We start from the raw sequence: 17,253 nt of genomic DNA, 5'->3' as shown, positions 1-17,253 counted from the left end.
ATTAATTATGCAAAATTTCGGTGGTACTTCACTCCTTAGTCGTCTTAGCAGCACTTTTCGTATGATTGCTCGCGGTTTTGGTTCGGGTCTATTTATCAGTACTATTATTCTGATTGTCTTGGCATGTTTGGTTTGGTTCTATGGGCCGGGTTTTCAATATCTTGAATATACCCCATTAAAGCCGGTTGCTAATCGTATCATTGTTATTGGTGTTCTCATTATTCTGTGGGGATTGAATAATTATTTTCTTGCTAGAGCCGCCGCTAAGAAAAAACCCAAAAAACAGGTTGAGGAAGAAATAAAACCTCGTGATCCTGTCAGTGAGCTAATTGCTATCTTGAACTCCTCATTTCTTATGACAATGAAAACTATTAAAGATAAGTGGATGGGGAAGGATAAGGGAGCGCGAACGCTTTATGCTATGCCTTGGTATCTGATTATCGGTCCAACGGCATCAGGAAAAACAACATTAATTCAAGATTCTGATTTAAATTTTCCACTCACCCATGAGCTAAAGCAAGGTCACATAAATAAAACCGTGAGTGATGAATTACCTCAATATTGGGTAACGCGTGAAAGTGTTCTGTTTGATATTCCTGGTTCTTGGCTTGACATGACAACGCCGATTTCATTTGACGGTCTTGATAGTGATGAAATAGATCCTAATATTCCAGTGGTCCGCACTACAGTGAAAGATAGTCGTAAACGCTTATGGAACGCTTTTACAGACCTTTTAAATAGCGTTAGACCGCGTAGACCTATTAATGGCGTAGTTCTAACCTTTGATGTTGTCGATGTTATCCGTATGGATGCCGACGCGCGTAATGTAATGTCAATGAATATTCATGCACGACTTGTCGAAATTGCTGAAAAACTTGGCACACGCTTTACCGTACATGTTGTTATGACCAAGCTTGACCGCCTAGCAGGCTTTAGAGATTATTTTGCTCAATTAACCAAAGCGGAGCGGCAAGAGCCTTTTGGCTTTTCCTTTTCTGTATTCGATGAATTACAAGCGGACGAATGGGTAGAAAATTTTGAAAAAGAATTTGCAAAGTTTTTAACTGAGGCCAATGATGATTTAATTGATCGGGTCAATAATCAAAAAGAAACAGAAATTCGTAAGAACATTTATACTTTTTTACGGGAGTTTGCAGCTTCAGGCCCGATTGTGGCAGAATTCTTTAGAAAAGCGCTTTTGTCTGATAGGTTTTCTACTCCTCCAATGGTGCGTGGTATTTATTTTACCTCAACCGTTCAAGAGGGCGCGCCGTTTAATGCTCTCCTAACTAAAATTTCAAATGATTACCATATGACGTCACCTGTCATGCCGGCTTATTCAGGCAATAGCACACCTTATTTTACGTCTAAACTTTTTACAAATGTTATATTCAGAGAAGCAGGACTTGCTGGTGACAATCAAACAGTTGAAAAACACAAAAGATTTGTTCTGCGCGCTACCATTTTAGCCAGTTCAATAGGAATTTTGATTTTTGGTTTTATTTTAGCAGAAACAAGCAAAGATAATATTGCTCGTGCAAATAATGTTTTAAAAGCCAGTCAAAATTTTATAAATTTACCCCGATATGCTGATATTTCTGGAAGTGAAGCACAATTTTTATCGGCGTTAAATGCGATATCTGCGGCTAATAGCGAGTTTCCAAATTGGCAGGATAAAAGCGAGGTCCGTCGTTTCGCAGCTCTCTATCAAGGTGGTAGAGTTGGTCCAGAAGTTAATAAAGCCTATGAGGATTTGTTACGTGACCGGTTTATGCCCAGCATTGCAGATAAAGTAAAAGCTGAAATCATCAGGCTTGGTGAAGATCCACAAACTTATAATAGTGATGAACGTCTTGATGCTTTGAGAGTATATTTATTACTTGGTGATATTCAAAGGCGTAAAGAATTGGATTCCAGTGATGATACCATGTCGATCGGCAAAAAAGCTGTTATCGCTTGGTTACAAAAAGACTGGCAAAAACGTTTTGAAGGAGAAAATGATGTCCAAGCTGGGCTTGCACGTCATTTAAATTATGCGCTTTCAACCAATCATATTGCAGCCCCACTTGATCAGCAGCTTGTAACAAAAACTCAGCTAGCTTTGCGTGAAGTACCTCGTGATGTACGTCTTTATCGTAACTTAAAAACTTTAGCGCAACGCCAAGTTCCTAATGGTTTAAGTTTAAGAAATGCAATAGGTCCAAGTTTTGATATTGTTTTTAAGCAGGCAGATAATGGCGAAGTTTTATCACATGATGTGACCGTTCCTTATTTTTATACAAAACGTGGGTTTTTGGACTTTTTTGTTCCCAAAAGCCAAGATCTATCGGTTATTGCAGTTGAAGACGCTTGGGTTACGGGTGAACGCAAAGACATAAGATATTCTGAAGAAGATTTACAAGCCTTTATTGAAAAAATACGTCATGCCTATGCAACAGACTATATTAATTACTGGACCAATATGATTAATAATCTGAATATTTCAGACTTTAGAAATATTGATGATGCAGGACGCGTTTTATCGGAAATCAATGGTCCCTCTGCACCATTTGGGCGATTGCTTAACTTGATTAAATCAGAGACAGAAATTTATTCAGCTGAACCAACACAAGTAAATGCCGATCAACCTCAAACGCAAATTTTATTTGATAAAAATCGCGAGCATGCTTTACGCATTACTCGTGCATTTGCAGATCTGTCAGCTTTGGTTACTGCCAAGGAAGGACAAACACCGCCTTTAGAAGAAATGATGGCCTCGCTTTCTGGGTTAGAGGCATATATGCGTGCAATCTTGGCAGGCCAACAGTCAAGTAAGCCAGTTGCCTTAGAAAAAGCACAAGAGAGAGCGAAGTTACAAGGCGATGACCCAATATTTGTTATTCGGCGCACCGGTACAAATATGCCAAAGCCATTTGATAAATTTTATGCTCAAATTGCAGATAATAGCTGGAAAGTTATTCTTGATGCAGCAAAAAAAGACTTACAATCGGTTTGGCAAAACAGCGTTTATCGCACATTTAATGTTGAACTAGCTGGGCGATATCCATTCAATATAAATAGTAAAGAAGAAGTATCCCTCGCTGAGTTTCAAAAATTCTTTGGCCCTGAAGGGCAATTTGATAAATTTTTTAATGATCATTTGAAAACATTTATCAATCCCAATAATGGCACGCCGATTATGATTGATGGACAAAGCCTAAGTGTAAGTGAAAACTTTATTGCACAAATTGCCAAAGTTCGGGCAGTTCGTGATATCTTCTTTAACGCAGATGGCATTCCAACATTGCGTTATTCGGTTGAACCAGTATCAATGAGCGGAAATATATCACGCAGTGTTCTCAATATTGAAGGACAACTTGTACCCTATAGTCATGGTCCTTCGCGACCAATCAGTATTTTATGGCCAAATGCGTTATCCAGCAATCAAGATATTAGCCAACTATCTGCAGGCAATAGTGGGTCTATAACTTATTCTGGATTATGGTCAAGCTTCAGGCTTTTTGACAGAGCGCAAGTCGCTAATGTCCTTCCTGATAGCGCGGAATTGGTCTTTAATGTTGGAAATGGACAAGTAAAATACAAAATAAGGATGTCAGCCACTGATAAGAACCCCTTTGTTCTTAAACCATTGACATCCCTTAAACTTCCAGAGCAATTATAATGAGTGCTGATACCTTTCCCAAAAGTGGAATAACCAGTTTTGACTGGATTAATACAAATCCACTTTTCCTCGCTATAGGTGCCTCAATAACGAAAGAGCCACCTATAGGTGTGATAATTGATGATAATGATATCTATGATGAAATAGATACCGAGATGATGAAGCGTGGAACATTAAATCATTCCACTATTCGTTGGGAATGGGTGTGCGATCAATGTGAATTGCTATTAAAAACCGAGGCTAAAGATTTTCGCCTCATATTATTTATCTTGCAATCACTATCGAGCTTAAAAAAATGCGAAGATCCTACAACACTAGGTGCAGCTATTTTTTCTAGGTTTGTTAATCTTTGGGGAGATAGCGCTTTTCCTCTTGCAAAAAAACGTTTACCTGTCATGCGCAAGATAGTTGATGCAATTGAGCAATTATATGATTTTGCTTTGCGGACCGGTTTAAATAATGATCAAATTTTACTTATAGCACAAAGTTTACGCTCTACTTCCGGTTACTTGAAGTCATTAGATAATGACTTAGAATTAAAAATTTTATCATTAGCAAATAAAATTGAGGCTCTTTCTATTGCCGATGATGAAAATGGATTACCATCTTTAGAGCGGATGCTTAAGGAACCTGTTAAGCCCAAACCTATCGTTGAAGTTAAAGAAAAAAGTCCGACCAATCAGCCTAATATTGAAATTCATCCTGAAAATTTGGTGCTAGATGGCAAAAATGAACGCGCATTAAAGCAAAGTCTGGCAATCGTTGCGGATTTTTTACTCAATGTCGATATTTCTAATCCTTTGTCCTATCGTTTACGGCGTTTTGCAACCTGGTATGGTATTAATAATCCGCCCGAGTTAAAACGCAGGGACGATGTTAAAACAGTTATTATGCCAGTATCGGCTAATGCCATTGATGAATATAAAATAGCTATAGAGCGAGAGCAAATAGACCACGAAATAGCACAAAAATTGGAACGTAGTTGCCATTTGCAACCGTTTTGGATTGAAGGCCAGTTATTGGCCTATCGCTTAGCATCGGTCTGTGAACGAAAATTAGCCGCAGATGCAATTTATCAAGAAACCGTACAATTTGTGAATACTGTACCTTGGCTGTTTAAATTACAGTTTACAAATGGCGCCCCCTTTATTTCAGAAGACGCGAAATTATGGATCGAGGATTTTAAAACCTCCCGTAAATCGGCGGGTGGCAATAATAATGAAATGATCGGTGCCGATTTGCAAACAATTATTCGTGCTGCACGAGAAAAAGCAAATAGCGGTCAAGTTAATGAAGCAATTAAAATCTTAGAAGATGCAGAACCTGCTGCTGATACTCCTCGTTCCCATGCGTTATGGGAAATGCTCATGCTCGAGTGTTTAAGTGAATGGGGAATGCAAAAGCTTGTGTCGTCTCAAGCCAATAGATTACAAAATGAAATAAGTAACTTGCTCGTCAAAGACTTTGAACCAGATTTAATTACACGTATAACACAGCTAACTAAAGCATAAAATAAAGATTTTTGTTAAATTAATATTCCACCTTTAATTATTAAAAGTGGAATATTTATATATAAATATAATTGAAAATATCAAAAATTATAATTTTAAATTGTAAAACTAAGTTTAAGGTTTACCACATGGCGCTTCATAAGCGAAGCCATCATCATCATGATATGTGCAATAACGTGTTTTGTTTTTTGTTTTGTTAAAATCACCATTTCCAGGATTATAATTAGTTCTTTCTCCAGATCTAAAAGGCTCTTCTGTAATTTGACTCGATTGATTTTTATTTTTTTCTTCCACCGTAGAACAAGAAACTAAACAAAAAATCGACATAATAGTTAAAAGAAATATATTTAGCTTAAACATTTTCTAGCCTTTTAAAATATACTTATAAGAATATAAATTTCTAACATGAAAAAAAGCAAATTACAAAAAATAATTAATAATTTCTAGTGCCATATTAAAAAAAGAATGAAATTTTTTCTTCATGATTTATAATAAGATTTAAAATTTGATATATATCAAGTATTTCTTATATTAGAATATTACTAATATACTAATAACTGCAAGAAATTGCAGTCGACTGCAATTTTTTGCAGTCCGGTATTTTTCTGTTTGTTTTCCGTTTGTTAGGTGCGTTTTTATCTGATTTTAGCAAAAGTGTACCGCAATTTTTTGCAGTTATTAGTATTTTCTAATGTTTTGTGTTTTGAGGGCTAAAATTTATTTTCATTTTTACTTTCAATTTCTTATCATTTTATTTTTGTTATTGCTCTGAGTTGGCATGAAACTTGCTTAGTATTTGGTGTGGGCAAGGGTTTTCATTTCTCTTTTGAACTTTCTTTGCTCACAGGACTGTTGGCTATCATCATTTTAAGCTCTCAATCGGGGGTAAAGTGCCGTCAGTTTTTAAAATGTAAGTTTGTTTGTTTATATAAAAGGATAAAGAAATGCCAACACCAGCCTATATTAAAATCGAAGGTACAACACAGGGCCCAATCACTCAAGGAGCAGCTTCTGAAGATTCAATCGGCAATATCTGGCAAGAAGGCCATGAAGACGAAATCCTCGTTCAGGCCATTGACCATGTTGTAACCATTCCTCGTGATCCACAGTCAGGTCAGCCTTCAGGTCAGCGCGTCCATAAGCCTTTCAAGTTCACAGCAGCTTTGAGCAAAGCAACACCTTTGCTTTACAATGCGCTTACTTCAGGTGAAATGCTCAGCACTTGTGAAGTAAAATGGTATCGTACCAATACATCCGGTAAGCAAGAGCATTTCTTCACCACCAAGCTTACCGATGCGATCATTGTTGATATTGATTGCAACATGCCGCATTGCCAAGATGCAAAAAATGCAGACTTTACCCAGTTGGTAACTGTATCACTCAGCTATCGTAAGATTGAATGGGAACATGCAGTTGCTGGTACTTCAGGTGCTGACGACTGGCGTGCGCCTAAGGTTTAAGCCATTAGGCAAGGAATGAAGCGTTTATATGGGGTTTAAAAATAAACGCTTCACTTTGCTCACCTCCCTCATTGATAAGATCAGAGCTATGAATGAGGGAACAAGCATCGGTATGGCTTTGCGGGGCATAGCCATACCGATGATGTTAAACCATTAGCTATGTGCTTAAGGCTTTATAAAATTAAATAATATTTTTTAAATAAAGACAATGGGGCGGTGTTTATTTTTTTGCCTCATTGAAGTGAAGACTTGGCTCTTTGGGCCTTGTTTCTAGTTCTGAATAGTCCTGCTTTTACTTTATCATCCGGAGAATATCTATGAGCGCTATGCCAATATTGCCAAAACAATTTCAAGATCAAGATATTGCCTTTAGCTATTGGATGAAGGAAGCGCCTAATGATACCTTTGTCGTCACTGCCTTTGCGGTCGATGAAGCAATCTTTGGCATGACGAAGATTGAAGTCATGCTGTCAAGCAGTGATGATAATATTGATTTGCAAGCCTTGCTTGATAGTGCTGGCACTTTAACCGTGCATCATAAATATATGGAAACATTGCGTCACTTTTCCGGCGTTGTGGTGGAAGCTGAGCGCGGTGACCGAGGTCATCACCGTACTGCCTATCGTCTTGTGCTTATGCCAAGCCTTTATCGTTTGGATCATGGGTCTGATTGCCGTGTGTTTCAGACCAAAAAAGTTGGCGATATTGTTAAGGAACTGTTCTCAGAGCATGGTATTGAAAATGTCACATGGGACATTGATGAAGGTAGTCATGATGCGCGTGAATATTGCGTGCAATATCGCGAAAGCCATCTTGGCTTTGTTGAGCGTATTTTGGCTGAAGAAGGTATTTTCTATTACTTTGAGCATGACAAGGAAGGAATTTTAAAGCTCATCATCTCCGATAAGCCCAATGTTTTACATGATTGCCCAGGCTTAAAAGAGATTGAATATAATTCTCTCTCATCAGGCTCAGTTAAGGGACTATTCTGCTCATCGCTTTCTTATCGTGAGAAATTGCGCGCCACAACCGTTGTGCAGCGCGATTATACCTTCAAGAACCCAGTTTATAATCAGGAGCATAAGGAAAAGACCGCAAACCCCAATGGCGAAAAGCATGATTATGAGCTTTATGATTATCCAGGTCGCTATAAGAAGGATAGTGCTGGTAAAGCCTTCACCCGTTATAAGCTAGAAGCAACGCGTGTTGATGCGTCATTAGGCTATGGTGTTTCTAATGCGCCACATTTGCTGACCGGTCATGGTATTACCTTGTTTGAGCATCCAGATGATCGGTTAAACCAAAAATGGCGGCTCCTCACCATTCGTCATGAGGGCGTGCAACCGCAAGCATGGGGCGAGGATGCGCAAGGGGCAAGTATGGCAGATACCGGCATTGTTGCACCTGGTTTGCATGGTACAATGCTGTCAGGCCTTAGCTTCGGTACCACCTCATCGCATAGCCCTAACTTGCTCACTCAGAGCTTAAACCGCCGCATGGGGCTAGCCATTGCCGGCAACAACAATGGTTCAGATAATGCCACCGTCTATGCCAATGCTTTTGCCGTGCAGCCATCGCATTTGCCTTACCGCGCACCGCAGACAGTGAAACCACTCATCGACGGCCCACAGATAGCAACGGTTGTGGGGCCAGAGGGTGAAGAAATCCACACCGACCAATATGGCCGCGTCAAAGTCCACTTCCCATGGGACCGCCACAAAGACCCAAAAGCTGAAGATTCATCATGTTGGATAAGGGTGGCATCTAACTGGGCAGGCGCTAAATGGGCGCATATTGCTATTCCTCGTATTGGGCAAGAAGTCATTGTTGACTTTTTGGAAGGTGATCCCGATCAGCCAATTGTGACAGGCCGCACTTATAATGCACAGAACATGCCACCTTACGCCTTGCCTGAGAATAAAACACGTATGACGATTAAATCTCAAACCCATAAGGGTGATGGGTTTAATGAATTACGTTTCGAAGACGAAAAGGATCAAGAGGAAATATTCATTCATGCACAAAAGGATATGGGGGTGCGAATTAAAAATAATTTAGTAGAAAATATTTCAGGATCAAATATTAGAAAAATAGATAAAGATGAAATAAAACATATAAGTAAAGATTATAGTGCGTATGTAGCAGGTTCATATAATATAATTATTGGATATGGTAATTCAAAAAAATCAACTACTGATCTATTAGATTTAAGGGAGGATAACTTACAAAGGCCTGACTTTCTTGATAATGATAAATTCTTTGAAGGAAGTAATAATAGTTTTTCAATTTTAACACAAGGTTCCATTAATTTCTCTTCTGATTCATCATTTAAATTAATGTCAAAAAATAACATGACTATTAATTCAAAGGGTAATATTGATACAGCTTCTGCTGGTAGTATTACTTCTTCATCAAAGATCGACTGTAACTTAAAAGCTGGACAAAATATTACTATATCAGCCGATAAAACATTTAAAATTGAACTTGCAAGATCACATTTTTTAATGACAAATGATGGAAGAATTAGAATAAAAGCACAAGATCTGGAATTTGATATTGGTAATCGAATTATTTTATTAAGTGAGCTAGAGTTCATAATTAAATCTGCAAAAGTAAATATCAACTAAGTTATAGAAAATAAATTTTAAGATTTAATAGATTGGAGATTGGATATAGCTATGGGGCCATATAATTTATTGCTGCAAGGAAACGATAATTATTATTTAAATGAAGCGAGCAAAGCTCAACATTTAAATAACACCAAGATAAAGACATTAGCTGAATATAATTTAGATAATCACGGAAAAATAACTCTAGTAAGGGAGGGTGAAAGTGTTATTTTGCATATTGCAAGATCTGGAGACGAATCTACTATCAAATGGTTTGGAGAAATTTTAGGGGCAGCAGCTTATGGCGCCTACTCTCATCCTAGAGATGTCGTTTTTGGGATTACTTGGGGAATAGCTTTACTTTTACCAAAAATTGTTGAAGCAAAGGAAGAGGCCGATGAATGTTTAGAAATATTTCTTTCAATATTTAAAACAGCTAAAGGTAAGTCAGCTGAGGATACAGAAAATAATATCAGAGTTGCTGTTTTACTTTTTTTAATTTCTTTACAGGTATCAACTCGCGGTAAAACTTTTGTTAGCTCTTTATCAAGGCTCTTAGTTGGAGGCACTGTTTCAAAAATTATTATGTCGAATATTGGGGCTGATATTGGTGCTAGTATAGGAGGTGTACCAGGTGCAGCTATTGGTTCCACTTTAGGATCTATTTCAGCTTTTTTTGCTGCAATTGCAGGAGCAATATTACAAGCGTGTTTAAAAATACGAGAATTAAAAAGGAAAGGGGAGGTCATTCAAGATGGCTTGTCTCTTATTTTAAACCATATTGTGACAGGAGGGGTTGATCTAGTGTCTGTAGAAAAATCATTGGGTAAAGAAGCTTATAATGAATTATTATATCTTCTTAAAAATGATAAATTAGTGATTAAGTTCAGTGATACTGAGTTGCAAATAATAAATAACATAGTTAAATTTCTTTTCGAATTATATAGTGACGCAACTAAGGCATTTCAAAATGTATTTTCTCAATATAAAAAGGATTTTTCATGATAAAAAAAATATTAAACTACTCTTTTTTTGGTATTTTAATTGCATTTATTGATGTTTTGTTAAGTTTATTTTTATTTTTATTTTTGTTTTATTTATATTTAATTAATCAAGATAAAATATATTATGCTGGTTTTTTTATCACTGTAACTATTATTTTTATTTTGCTTTTAATAAGGTTTATTATTAAGAAATTGCATAATTATGTTAAGGATAAGATTAATGAATAACATTACGCCAAATTATAAAACTGTTGAGGTATTGAAAAGTAATTTTTTGATTACAGATGTTTGGAGATCGTTATTATCGTTTAACCGTACATGGGATAATACAATTTGTTTAAATATGACTACAAATCAAAATTTAATGATTAATGATTTAAAACAAGATATAAGAAAATTTATATTATTATTACCAGAAATTAACTCTAAAGATTGGATTTTATTATGTAATAGCTGTGGTTGGTTTCCATTGTCAATGGTTGCTTTATCGTATTGTAAAGAATATTTAAAGGAAGACATTATACATGTTTTAACTCAATCGAAATATTTGGCAGCTTTAGAATATGATGACATCATATCTTCTTTTATAAATGAAACATTTTTAAAAAGTTTTGATTTACACGAATTATTAGAAGAAGATATATATCTTATATCTGTAATATTACGTTCAAAAATAAATATTAACGGTTATGAAAATATTAAAAAAATAAATAAAAATAAAATAAATAATAAAATATTGCCTTATGTGTTATATAAATTAAATAATAATTAAATTTTTAATTTATATAATTTATGAGTTAATTCAACCTAACATATAAAAATAATTAATTTTTAATGTTATAGACATTAATATTATATATAGAAGCCAAAAAAGTTAATATATTTATTGATTATAACGTTTAATTAATAATATTACCCCATTAATGTATTTTTGAACATATTCATTATTAAATAAGCTGATGAAGATATATATATATTTAGGATATCAAAAAATATTGATTTTTTAAACTTTGTTATTAATAGTGTTAAGTAGTATTAACTGAAAAGAAGGTTTTAAAATGCCAGCTTCTGTAAGAAAAGGTGATATAGGCTCTGGTCATAGCTGCCACTATCCGCCCACTAAGGCGATCACCGGTAGCCCTGATGTGTTTATTAATAATATTCCTGCTGTTCGAGTTGGGGATAGTTATGCGGCGCATGGCTGTCCAACATGTCCAGCCCCTGATCATCCTAGAAAGCAAGCAGATGGATCGCCGACAATATTTATAAATGGTTATCCCGCCGCACGTATTGGAGATGCAATCGATTGCGGTGGAGTTTCGCAAACAGGATCGCCAGATGTATTTTTTGATGATGGTGATGCATGAGATTAATAACTCATAATGCAACCATGGGATATTGATGATATTAATCCTCTAATTGATTTGGGTGGTGGTTTTTCGGCTGTTGATATTTGGTATGAAATTCATGCCGATGCGCAATTTTGGTTAAAAAATCGCCAAAAATCAGAAGATTGGCAAGAGCAAATAGCCGTATCACTACGCATGGCAGAAAAATTGCAAACTTTTCCTGCCCAAAATTGGATTTCACTTAACCATGCTATTGGTTGGACAAAAGAGGCGGCGACTGCTTTAACATGGTGTGAAAATGCAGTTTTGAAAGATATTTTCACGATATGGAACAAATTAGATTTTAAAGTTGCACCTCAACCGAATTACGAATTTGCAGCTTTATTAATCAATCCAATAGTTTTGCCCGAAAATCGCTTATCTAAAATAATTGAATGTGGCGAACATAATATTAGTTCAGTCTGCTTACTACTTGCTGCACGATCAGACTTACCAGAAATTGATTTACCTATAGATTTACAAAATCGTTTACCACATGAAGTAGTAAATATGCTAAGAGCATGCGGATATTAAATCTTATAACGAAAATTTAAAAACGGCTAAAATTCATAAAAAATGTCCTAAATAACTAGGCTAAATTATTTCTTACTATTTTTTTTAAGATAGAAAATTTAGATTTTAGGTCACTGTTGTTAAAACGCCATTCACATTCCTTCAAAAATAGGTGGAAATGCTCGCGAGGATTACCATTAAATTTTCGCAAATATTTCTTGGCTTGGTACCCAAAATTCTCAATTACATTAATGTGACTCGTTTATTAGCAAATAATTTGTTGTGATTAATTCGATAATGATTTGATTCACTTTCCATAAGAACATCATAGCTTCGATGTGTATTGGTATAAATAATACTATCTGGTTTGGCATGCTCTTTTATACTGGAACTATAGTAACTGCTTTTGTATTGGCAACATGTACTGTGTAAACTTTAATGTCACGTTTTAGAAGACCAAAGACGAGTACTTTTCCCAAAGTACAACGACCATGTTTGCCTATACATCACCCGCCAAAATAAGATTAATCTGTTTTAATTTCACTTGTCTAGATTTCTAAATGTTAGCTGTGAGGATAAATAAACAATTGAAAATAAAGGAAATAATAGGCGGCTGTTGTTTTATTGAAACCCACCAAAGCGGCGCTGTTTTAACTGTTGACGAGCTATAAACAGTTTTATAACCTTGCATTGCTATACCAACTTAAATGACTTTTTCTCAGGGACTAACCTTAAATAATTTCAGTTTTCTAAGACAGTTCCCATTATTAAATATATTTGGCCGCAATGAGCATGGTTTTTTATGGACTTAAGGATGCCTCTACTATGTCTATTATTTTTAAAAAGGATAAGATTTATTATGAAAATAATAGTGGTGATTGGGATCCAACCTTTAAAATCACAATTCCTGATGTAAAAATTAATTTTAAATGAAGTTTACCTAATACTCAAAATAAAATGCGTTGCTATTGTGCTTTGGTCATGTTCTAAATTTTATGGTACTGCCAATTTAAAACAATAATGTGTCGGGGTTGTTTTGGTGGTTTTATTAAGGTTTAAAGCTGCTATGTTTCGTAAACATGCTTTGAAAATGCGTTATTTAAGAAACAATATAGGAGCGCTTCTATGCGCTATGTTTATTTAACAATTGGTTTTATATTTGTTACATTGGGTTTTATTGGCGTTTGGCTACCTGTTCTGCCAACGGCGCCATTTTTAATCGTTGCGGCGTGGTGCTTTTCACGCTCATCGCCACGTTTTAGCCGCTGGCTTTACAACCAACCTGTGTTTGGCCCCATGTTACGTGATTGGGAAGAGCGTGGTGCGATCAATCCAAAAGCTAAACTAATAGCTGCAATCAGCATGGTTTTTGGCTTTGGCATGTTTTATTTTTTGGTAAAACCAGATCTGCTTTGGCTGAGTATTGTCGCAGTTATTTTTATTGCAAGCGCGGCTTTTGTTTTATCGCGGCCAAATCGTTAAAATCACCCCTTTAGGTTTTGGTGTTTCAAACAAGCGTATCTCCAAATAAAAACGAAGCAGACTAAAATAGCTGCTTCGCAATTAAATAGAACAAATTATCAAAATACTCGATTAAATACAAAAATACTGCAACTATTGATTATTGTACCAATCATCAATGTCTTTTTTAGCTTGATCTTTGGCAATGCCATAACGTTCCTGAATTATGCCTTCAAGCTGATCTCTTTTGCCATTGATTTTATCAAGATCATCATCGGTCAAGTCGCCCCACTTTTCTTTGGCCTTACCTTTAAATTGTTTCCAATTACCTTCGATACGGTTCCAATCCATTTTGGGTTTCCTTTAAATTAAAATTGACTGTGAAATAAGTTGTTAAAATACAAAATTCTTTGCGTGATTTGTACGTTAATAAATCTTATTTGCCCCAACGACCTTCATATTTAAATTCTGGTGCTTTTTCCAAAAGCTCTTTGGTAGTGTCCATTTTTGCCCACCACTTTTTGTCGCTTTCTGAATAAGTAATTTTAACTGACAATGGTGACACGATAACATATTTTTCGCCTACGCCGAGGAAACCACCGACCGAGACGATATAACCAGTAAGAACATCATCATTAATAATAACGTCTTCTATCTTACCGATGTTTTCATCCTTATGATTGGTAATATCTAAGCCTAAAACATTACTGGTTACAATACTGGTAGGATTTGCTGTGACGAAAACTTCCTGCACAATAGGTGCACTATGCACCAAAGCAACGGAACTCAATAGGGTGGTGCCTGCAGCAACTAGTGTAAATAGACGCATAATAGTACTCCATTTTATTAAATTCTTGACTACATTAGATACAACTAATTTAAAGGTTATTTGGTTCCAATATAAATTAAAAATTTGAAATAAATTGTATTTTGCGTCATATTGTCGTTGTAATTATTAATAATTTCAAGGCGTTGTAGATTCATTGGGTAAGCTGTTTTAAATACCGTTGGTTGATTTTTAAGCTATATTGCGGCTGCAAAATGCTCTAATTAACACTTATTATAAGGCAATTTGAAATTATCATTTTTTTTAATGCATTTCTTGTTGAAGTGCCTATTGGGTGGGAGAATTTATATGCGTCCTAAAATTATTTGTCATATGGTAAGTTCCATTGATGGTCGGTTGCAAACAGATTATTATTCTAAAACCAAAGAGCCGATGGATGTGCCAGAATTATTGCGCATTTATCATGATGTGGGGCATAAATTTCATGCCGACGGCTTTATCATGGGACGCGCTACCACCGAGGAAATGTTGGGTGATGGCATTAAAATGGCGGTTCCTGCCGATATAACCGCCAGGGCGGATGAAGATTTTTTTGTGCCGCGTGATGGTTCACCATTGATGATTGTGGTCGATCGCCACGGCAAAGTGCATTATCCAAGTAATAAAATTGAAGGCGCACAAGTGGTAACAATTATTGCTGAGGGCGCAGATATTAATTATCTTGCCGCTTTGCAGCAACTCAATATTTCTTATATTTTTGCGGGAAAAGATGGCAATGACGTCAATCTTGCTTTGCAAAAAATCAAACGCTATTTCAATGTGCGAAGCCTACTCCTTGAAGGGGGCGCAGTGCTTAATGGCGGCTTTTATGGTGCAGATGCAATTGATGCCTATAGCATTATGGTTTATCCTGCTATCTACGGTAAATCGGGCGCTCCATCAATTATGGAGTATATGGGCGATGATATTGCTAAAATTAATCAAGGCTTTTACCTGCAGTTAAGCCATGTTGAGCAAATTGAACGAGATTTCGTTTGGCTTTGCTATGATGTTATTCGTGATGAAAAATCATAGTAGTTACGCTTATTTTTTTAGATTTCTAGTTTTAGCGTAAATAGAAGCGTGTTTAGCATGGTTAAATGTTTCACATGAAACAAATAAAAAATCCCGAAGATGGTTAGCTTCGGGATTTTCAATATTTTTAAAGATATGAAATTATTATACGTGCTGGCCGCCATTAACGTGAATTTCTGACCCCGTTACATAGGAAGCTTCACTACCGCATAAATAATAAATGGTATCGGCCACTTCCGCAGGAAGCCCCAAACGGCGCATAGGTAATTGTTCTACCAGCTTTTCAGTGCCCGGTGACAAGATGGAAGTATCAATTTCACCTGGCGCAATGGCATTAACCCTTATGCCATGGGGGCCAAAATCAGATGCCATTTCACGGGTAAGGCCAGCGAGGGCTGCTTTAGAAGTTGCATAGGCGGTACCAGCAAAAGGGTGCACTCGGCTACCAGCAATTGAAGTTACATTGACAATTGCACCCTTGGCGGCCTTTAATTCATTGAAAAGACCGCGTGCCAGCATAATTGGTGCATAAAAATTTACTTGGAAGACGGCACGCCAAATTTGCATATTGGTTTCGATAGAATTGAGGCGTTTGCCACCCTCGCCCTTGGGAGAAATGCCAGCATTATTAACCAAAGCATGCAACACGCTGCCTTCTGCTTCTAAACGGCGGCGGATTTCTGAAATAGCACGTCCAACGTCTTCCGCATCGGCAAGGTTTACCTTGATATGATCTTCTGGCCCAGCTGGCCAAGGGCAATTATCGGCAAAATCTTGCCGCGAGCAGGTGATAACCCGCCAACCGGCATGGGAAAAACGTTTAACCGTGGCATGACCAATACCGCGACTTGCACCGGTTAAAACAAGAGTTTTTCGTGCTGAATTTTCCATATGTTCCTCAATTTACGCGAAATTGCGATAATAATTCCATTGCACCAATTTTTTGGTTGGTAGTTGATGCTAACTTCTTTAAAACAAGTTATAGCGAAAATGGTTGCGCTGCAATCGAATTATAATTTGCTGCGACAATATGAAAATTTGCTTGCTTCATGCGTTAACTGAAAAAGATTTGGACTAATAACATGTTGGATAAACAAGCCATTTATCGCGTAATGGCAGCGCGCCGCGATGTACGCGATGAATTTTTGCCAAAACCGATTGATGATGCAACCTTGCTGCGGATTTTATCGGCAGCTCATCTTGCGCCATCAGTGGGTTTTCAGCAACCGTGGAACTTTTTGCTTATCCGCGACCTTACCCGTCGGCAGGCTGTCCAAAATATTTTTAAATTAGCCAATGAAGAAGAAGCTGAAGTTTTTAGCGGAGAACGGCAAAGCCTTTATCGACAATTAAAACTTGAAGGCATTGTTAAAGCGCCGCTCAATATTTGCGTTACCTGCGATACTAAGCGCGATGGGACAAGCGGCATTGGTCGATTTCATAACCCGCAAATGTCGCAATTTAGTACCGTTTGCGCCGTGCAAAACCTTTGGCTTGCCGCACGCGCCGAAAATATTGGCGTTGGCTGGGTATCAATTTATCATGAAGCGAAGTTACGGCAATTATTGAAAATTCCAGAAAATATCGAAATTATCGCTTATCTTTGTCTTGGCTATGTGGAATTTTTTTATGAAGAGCCAGAATTGCAATGTAAAGGTTGGCGTGATCGCTTGCCCTTGGAGGATCTAATTTTTAATGAGCAATGGGGCGATAAAAGCTAAATATAGGCCTTAAAATAGCCCTATGCATTATTTATTCCATGCTTTATCAATAAATATACGCGAT

16 protein-coding genes and 1 pseudogene are annotated in these 17,253 nt (G+C 36.7%); 12 read left to right on the top strand and 5 right to left on the bottom strand.

Going from position 1 to position 17,253, the window contains the following annotated elements; translation table 11 throughout:
• Positions 1-7: 7 nt before the first annotated feature.
• Both tssM and tssA read left to right on the top strand, forming a co-directional pair.
• On the top strand, positions 8-3,661 hold the full coding sequence (tssM, locus tag N5852_RS00800; RefSeq protein WP_262098480.1) for a type VI secretion system membrane subunit TssM: 3,654 nt from the start codon (positions 8-10) through the stop codon (positions 3,659-3,661).
• A complete protein-coding gene (tssA, locus tag N5852_RS00795) occupies positions 3,661-5,172 on the top strand; it encodes a type VI secretion system protein TssA (protein ID WP_262098479.1) in 1,512 nt (503 codons plus the stop codon). The genes tssM and tssA overlap by 1 nt, the downstream gene beginning before the upstream one ends.
• 114 nt (positions 5,173-5,286) lie before the next feature.
• On the opposite strand, the gene N5852_RS00790 is transcribed toward tssA, so the two are convergent.
• On the bottom strand, positions 5,287-5,532 hold the full coding sequence (locus tag N5852_RS00790; protein ID WP_262098478.1) for a hypothetical protein: 246 nt from the start codon (positions 5,530-5,532) through the stop codon (positions 5,287-5,289).
• Between the two features lie 584 nt (positions 5,533-6,116).
• Here N5852_RS00790 and N5852_RS00785 point away from each other — a divergent pair.
• From N5852_RS00785 to N5852_RS00750, 7 genes are all read left to right on the top strand, one after another.
• A complete protein-coding gene (locus N5852_RS00785) occupies positions 6,117-6,632 on the top strand; it encodes an Hcp family type VI secretion system effector (protein ID WP_262098477.1) in 516 nt (171 codons plus the stop codon).
• A 28-nt stretch (positions 6,633-6,660) separates the two neighbouring features.
• Entirely contained in the window at positions 6,661-6,789 is a 129-nt protein-coding gene (locus N5852_RS00780; protein ID WP_262098476.1) for a hypothetical protein, read from the top strand.
• Between the two features lie 160 nt (positions 6,790-6,949).
• Entirely contained in the window at positions 6,950-9,259 is a 2,310-nt protein-coding gene (gene tssI, locus N5852_RS14680) for a type VI secretion system tip protein TssI/VgrG (RefSeq protein ID WP_315973225.1), read from the top strand.
• 51 nt (positions 9,260-9,310) lie between these two features.
• Entirely contained in the window at positions 9,311-10,246 is a 936-nt protein-coding gene (locus N5852_RS00765; protein WP_262098475.1) for a hypothetical protein, read from the top strand.
• A gap of 219 nt (positions 10,247-10,465) precedes the next feature.
• A complete protein-coding gene (locus N5852_RS00760; protein ID WP_262098474.1) occupies positions 10,466-11,017 on the top strand; it encodes a hypothetical protein in 552 nt (183 codons plus the stop codon).
• A 286-nt stretch (positions 11,018-11,303) separates the two neighbouring features.
• Positions 11,304-11,612, top strand: coding sequence for a PAAR domain-containing protein (locus N5852_RS00755; RefSeq protein ID WP_262098473.1), 309 nt, complete (start codon positions 11,304-11,306; stop codon positions 11,610-11,612).
• Between the two features lie 15 nt (positions 11,613-11,627).
• Positions 11,628-12,167: a hypothetical protein gene (locus N5852_RS00750; RefSeq protein ID WP_262098472.1), complete on the top strand. Its 540-nt coding sequence runs from the start codon at positions 11,628-11,630 to the stop codon at positions 12,165-12,167.
• Positions 12,168-12,222: 55 nt separating this feature from the next.
• Here the strand turns inward: N5852_RS00750 and N5852_RS00745 are convergent.
• A pseudogene (locus N5852_RS00745) lies at positions 12,223-12,868 on the bottom strand (IS1595 family transposase).
• A 403-nt stretch (positions 12,869-13,271) separates the two neighbouring features.
• On the opposite strand from N5852_RS00745, the gene N5852_RS00740 reads away from it, so the two are divergent.
• Positions 13,272-13,628, top strand: a complete 357-nt coding sequence (locus N5852_RS00740; protein ID WP_262098471.1) for a YbaN family protein — start codon at positions 13,272-13,274, stop codon at positions 13,626-13,628.
• Between the two features lie 132 nt (positions 13,629-13,760).
• Here the strand turns inward: N5852_RS00740 and N5852_RS00735 are convergent, their stop codons facing one another.
• Together N5852_RS00735 and N5852_RS00730 are read right to left on the bottom strand one after the other, a co-directional pair.
• Positions 13,761-13,958 (bottom strand): CsbD family protein, encoded by a 198-nt coding sequence (locus tag N5852_RS00735; RefSeq protein ID WP_182418155.1) that lies wholly within the window; start codon positions 13,956-13,958, stop codon positions 13,761-13,763.
• An 85-nt stretch (positions 13,959-14,043) separates the two neighbouring features.
• Positions 14,044-14,436, bottom strand: a complete 393-nt coding sequence (locus tag N5852_RS00730; protein ID WP_262098469.1) for a PRC-barrel domain-containing protein — start codon at positions 14,434-14,436, stop codon at positions 14,044-14,046.
• Positions 14,437-14,742: 306 nt separating this feature from the next.
• Here N5852_RS00730 and N5852_RS00725 point away from each other — a divergent pair, with 306 nt between their 5' ends.
• Positions 14,743-15,468 (top strand): RibD family protein, encoded by a 726-nt coding sequence (locus N5852_RS00725; protein WP_262098467.1) that lies wholly within the window; start codon positions 14,743-14,745, stop codon positions 15,466-15,468.
• A gap of 144 nt (positions 15,469-15,612) precedes the next feature.
• Here N5852_RS00725 and N5852_RS00720 read toward each other — a convergent pair whose 3' ends face one another.
• Entirely contained in the window at positions 15,613-16,359 is a 747-nt protein-coding gene (locus tag N5852_RS00720) for an SDR family NAD(P)-dependent oxidoreductase (protein ID WP_182418158.1), read from the bottom strand.
• 191 nt (positions 16,360-16,550) lie between these two features.
• Here N5852_RS00720 and bluB point away from each other — a divergent pair, with 191 nt between their 5' ends.
• A complete protein-coding gene (gene bluB / locus N5852_RS00715; RefSeq protein ID WP_262098465.1) occupies positions 16,551-17,189 on the top strand; it encodes a 5,6-dimethylbenzimidazole synthase in 639 nt (212 codons plus the stop codon).
• The last annotated feature ends 64 nt before the right edge of the window (positions 17,190-17,253 follow it).

Origin of the sequence: Bartonella sp. HY328, from assembly GCF_025449335.1 — a bacterium.
In the GTDB taxonomy this organism is placed as follows: Bacteria; Pseudomonadota; Alphaproteobacteria; order Rhizobiales; family Rhizobiaceae; genus HY038.
The sequence above is the reverse complement of the archived record's forward strand: the minus strand, read 5'-3'. Positions and strand labels throughout refer to the sequence as shown.

Bases quoted from the DNA above. Each gene is read 5' to 3' on its own strand.
- N5852_RS00760 (WP_262098474.1), top strand. From the start codon at position 10,466: ATGAATAACATTACGCCAAATTATAAAACTGTTGAGGTATTGAAAAGT.
- N5852_RS00740 (WP_262098471.1), top strand. From the start codon at position 13,272: ATGCGCTATGTTTATTTAACAATTGGTTTTATATTTGTTACATTGGGT.
- N5852_RS00735 (WP_182418155.1), bottom strand. From the start codon at position 13,958: ATGGATTGGAACCGTATCGAAGGTAATTGGAAACAATTTAAAGGTAAG.
- N5852_RS00725 (WP_262098467.1), top strand. From the start codon at position 14,743: ATGCGTCCTAAAATTATTTGTCATATGGTAAGTTCCATTGATGGTCGG.
- N5852_RS00730 (WP_262098469.1), bottom strand. From the start codon at position 14,436: ATGCGTCTATTTACACTAGTTGCTGCAGGCACCACCCTATTGAGTTCC.
- N5852_RS00720 (WP_182418158.1), bottom strand. From the start codon at position 16,359: ATGGAAAATTCAGCACGAAAAACTCTTGTTTTAACCGGTGCAAGTCGC.
- tssM (WP_262098480.1), top strand. From the start codon at position 8: ATGCAAAATTTCGGTGGTACTTCACTCCTTAGTCGTCTTAGCAGCACT.
- N5852_RS00755 (WP_262098473.1), top strand. From the start codon at position 11,304: ATGCCAGCTTCTGTAAGAAAAGGTGATATAGGCTCTGGTCATAGCTGC.
- N5852_RS00790 (WP_262098478.1), bottom strand. From the start codon at position 5,532: ATGTTTAAGCTAAATATATTTCTTTTAACTATTATGTCGATTTTTTGT.
- tssI (WP_315973225.1), top strand. From the start codon at position 6,950: ATGAGCGCTATGCCAATATTGCCAAAACAATTTCAAGATCAAGATATT.
- N5852_RS00765 (WP_262098475.1), top strand. From the start codon at position 9,311: ATGGGGCCATATAATTTATTGCTGCAAGGAAACGATAATTATTATTTA.
- N5852_RS00780 (WP_262098476.1), top strand. From the start codon at position 6,661: ATGGGGTTTAAAAATAAACGCTTCACTTTGCTCACCTCCCTCATTGAT.
- N5852_RS00750 (WP_262098472.1), top strand. From the start codon at position 11,628: ATGCAACCATGGGATATTGATGATATTAATCCTCTAATTGATTTGGGT.
- N5852_RS00785 (WP_262098477.1), top strand. From the start codon at position 6,117: ATGCCAACACCAGCCTATATTAAAATCGAAGGTACAACACAGGGCCCA.
- tssA (WP_262098479.1), top strand. From the start codon at position 3,661: ATGAGTGCTGATACCTTTCCCAAAAGTGGAATAACCAGTTTTGACTGG.
- bluB (WP_262098465.1), top strand. From the start codon at position 16,551: ATGTTGGATAAACAAGCCATTTATCGCGTAATGGCAGCGCGCCGCGAT.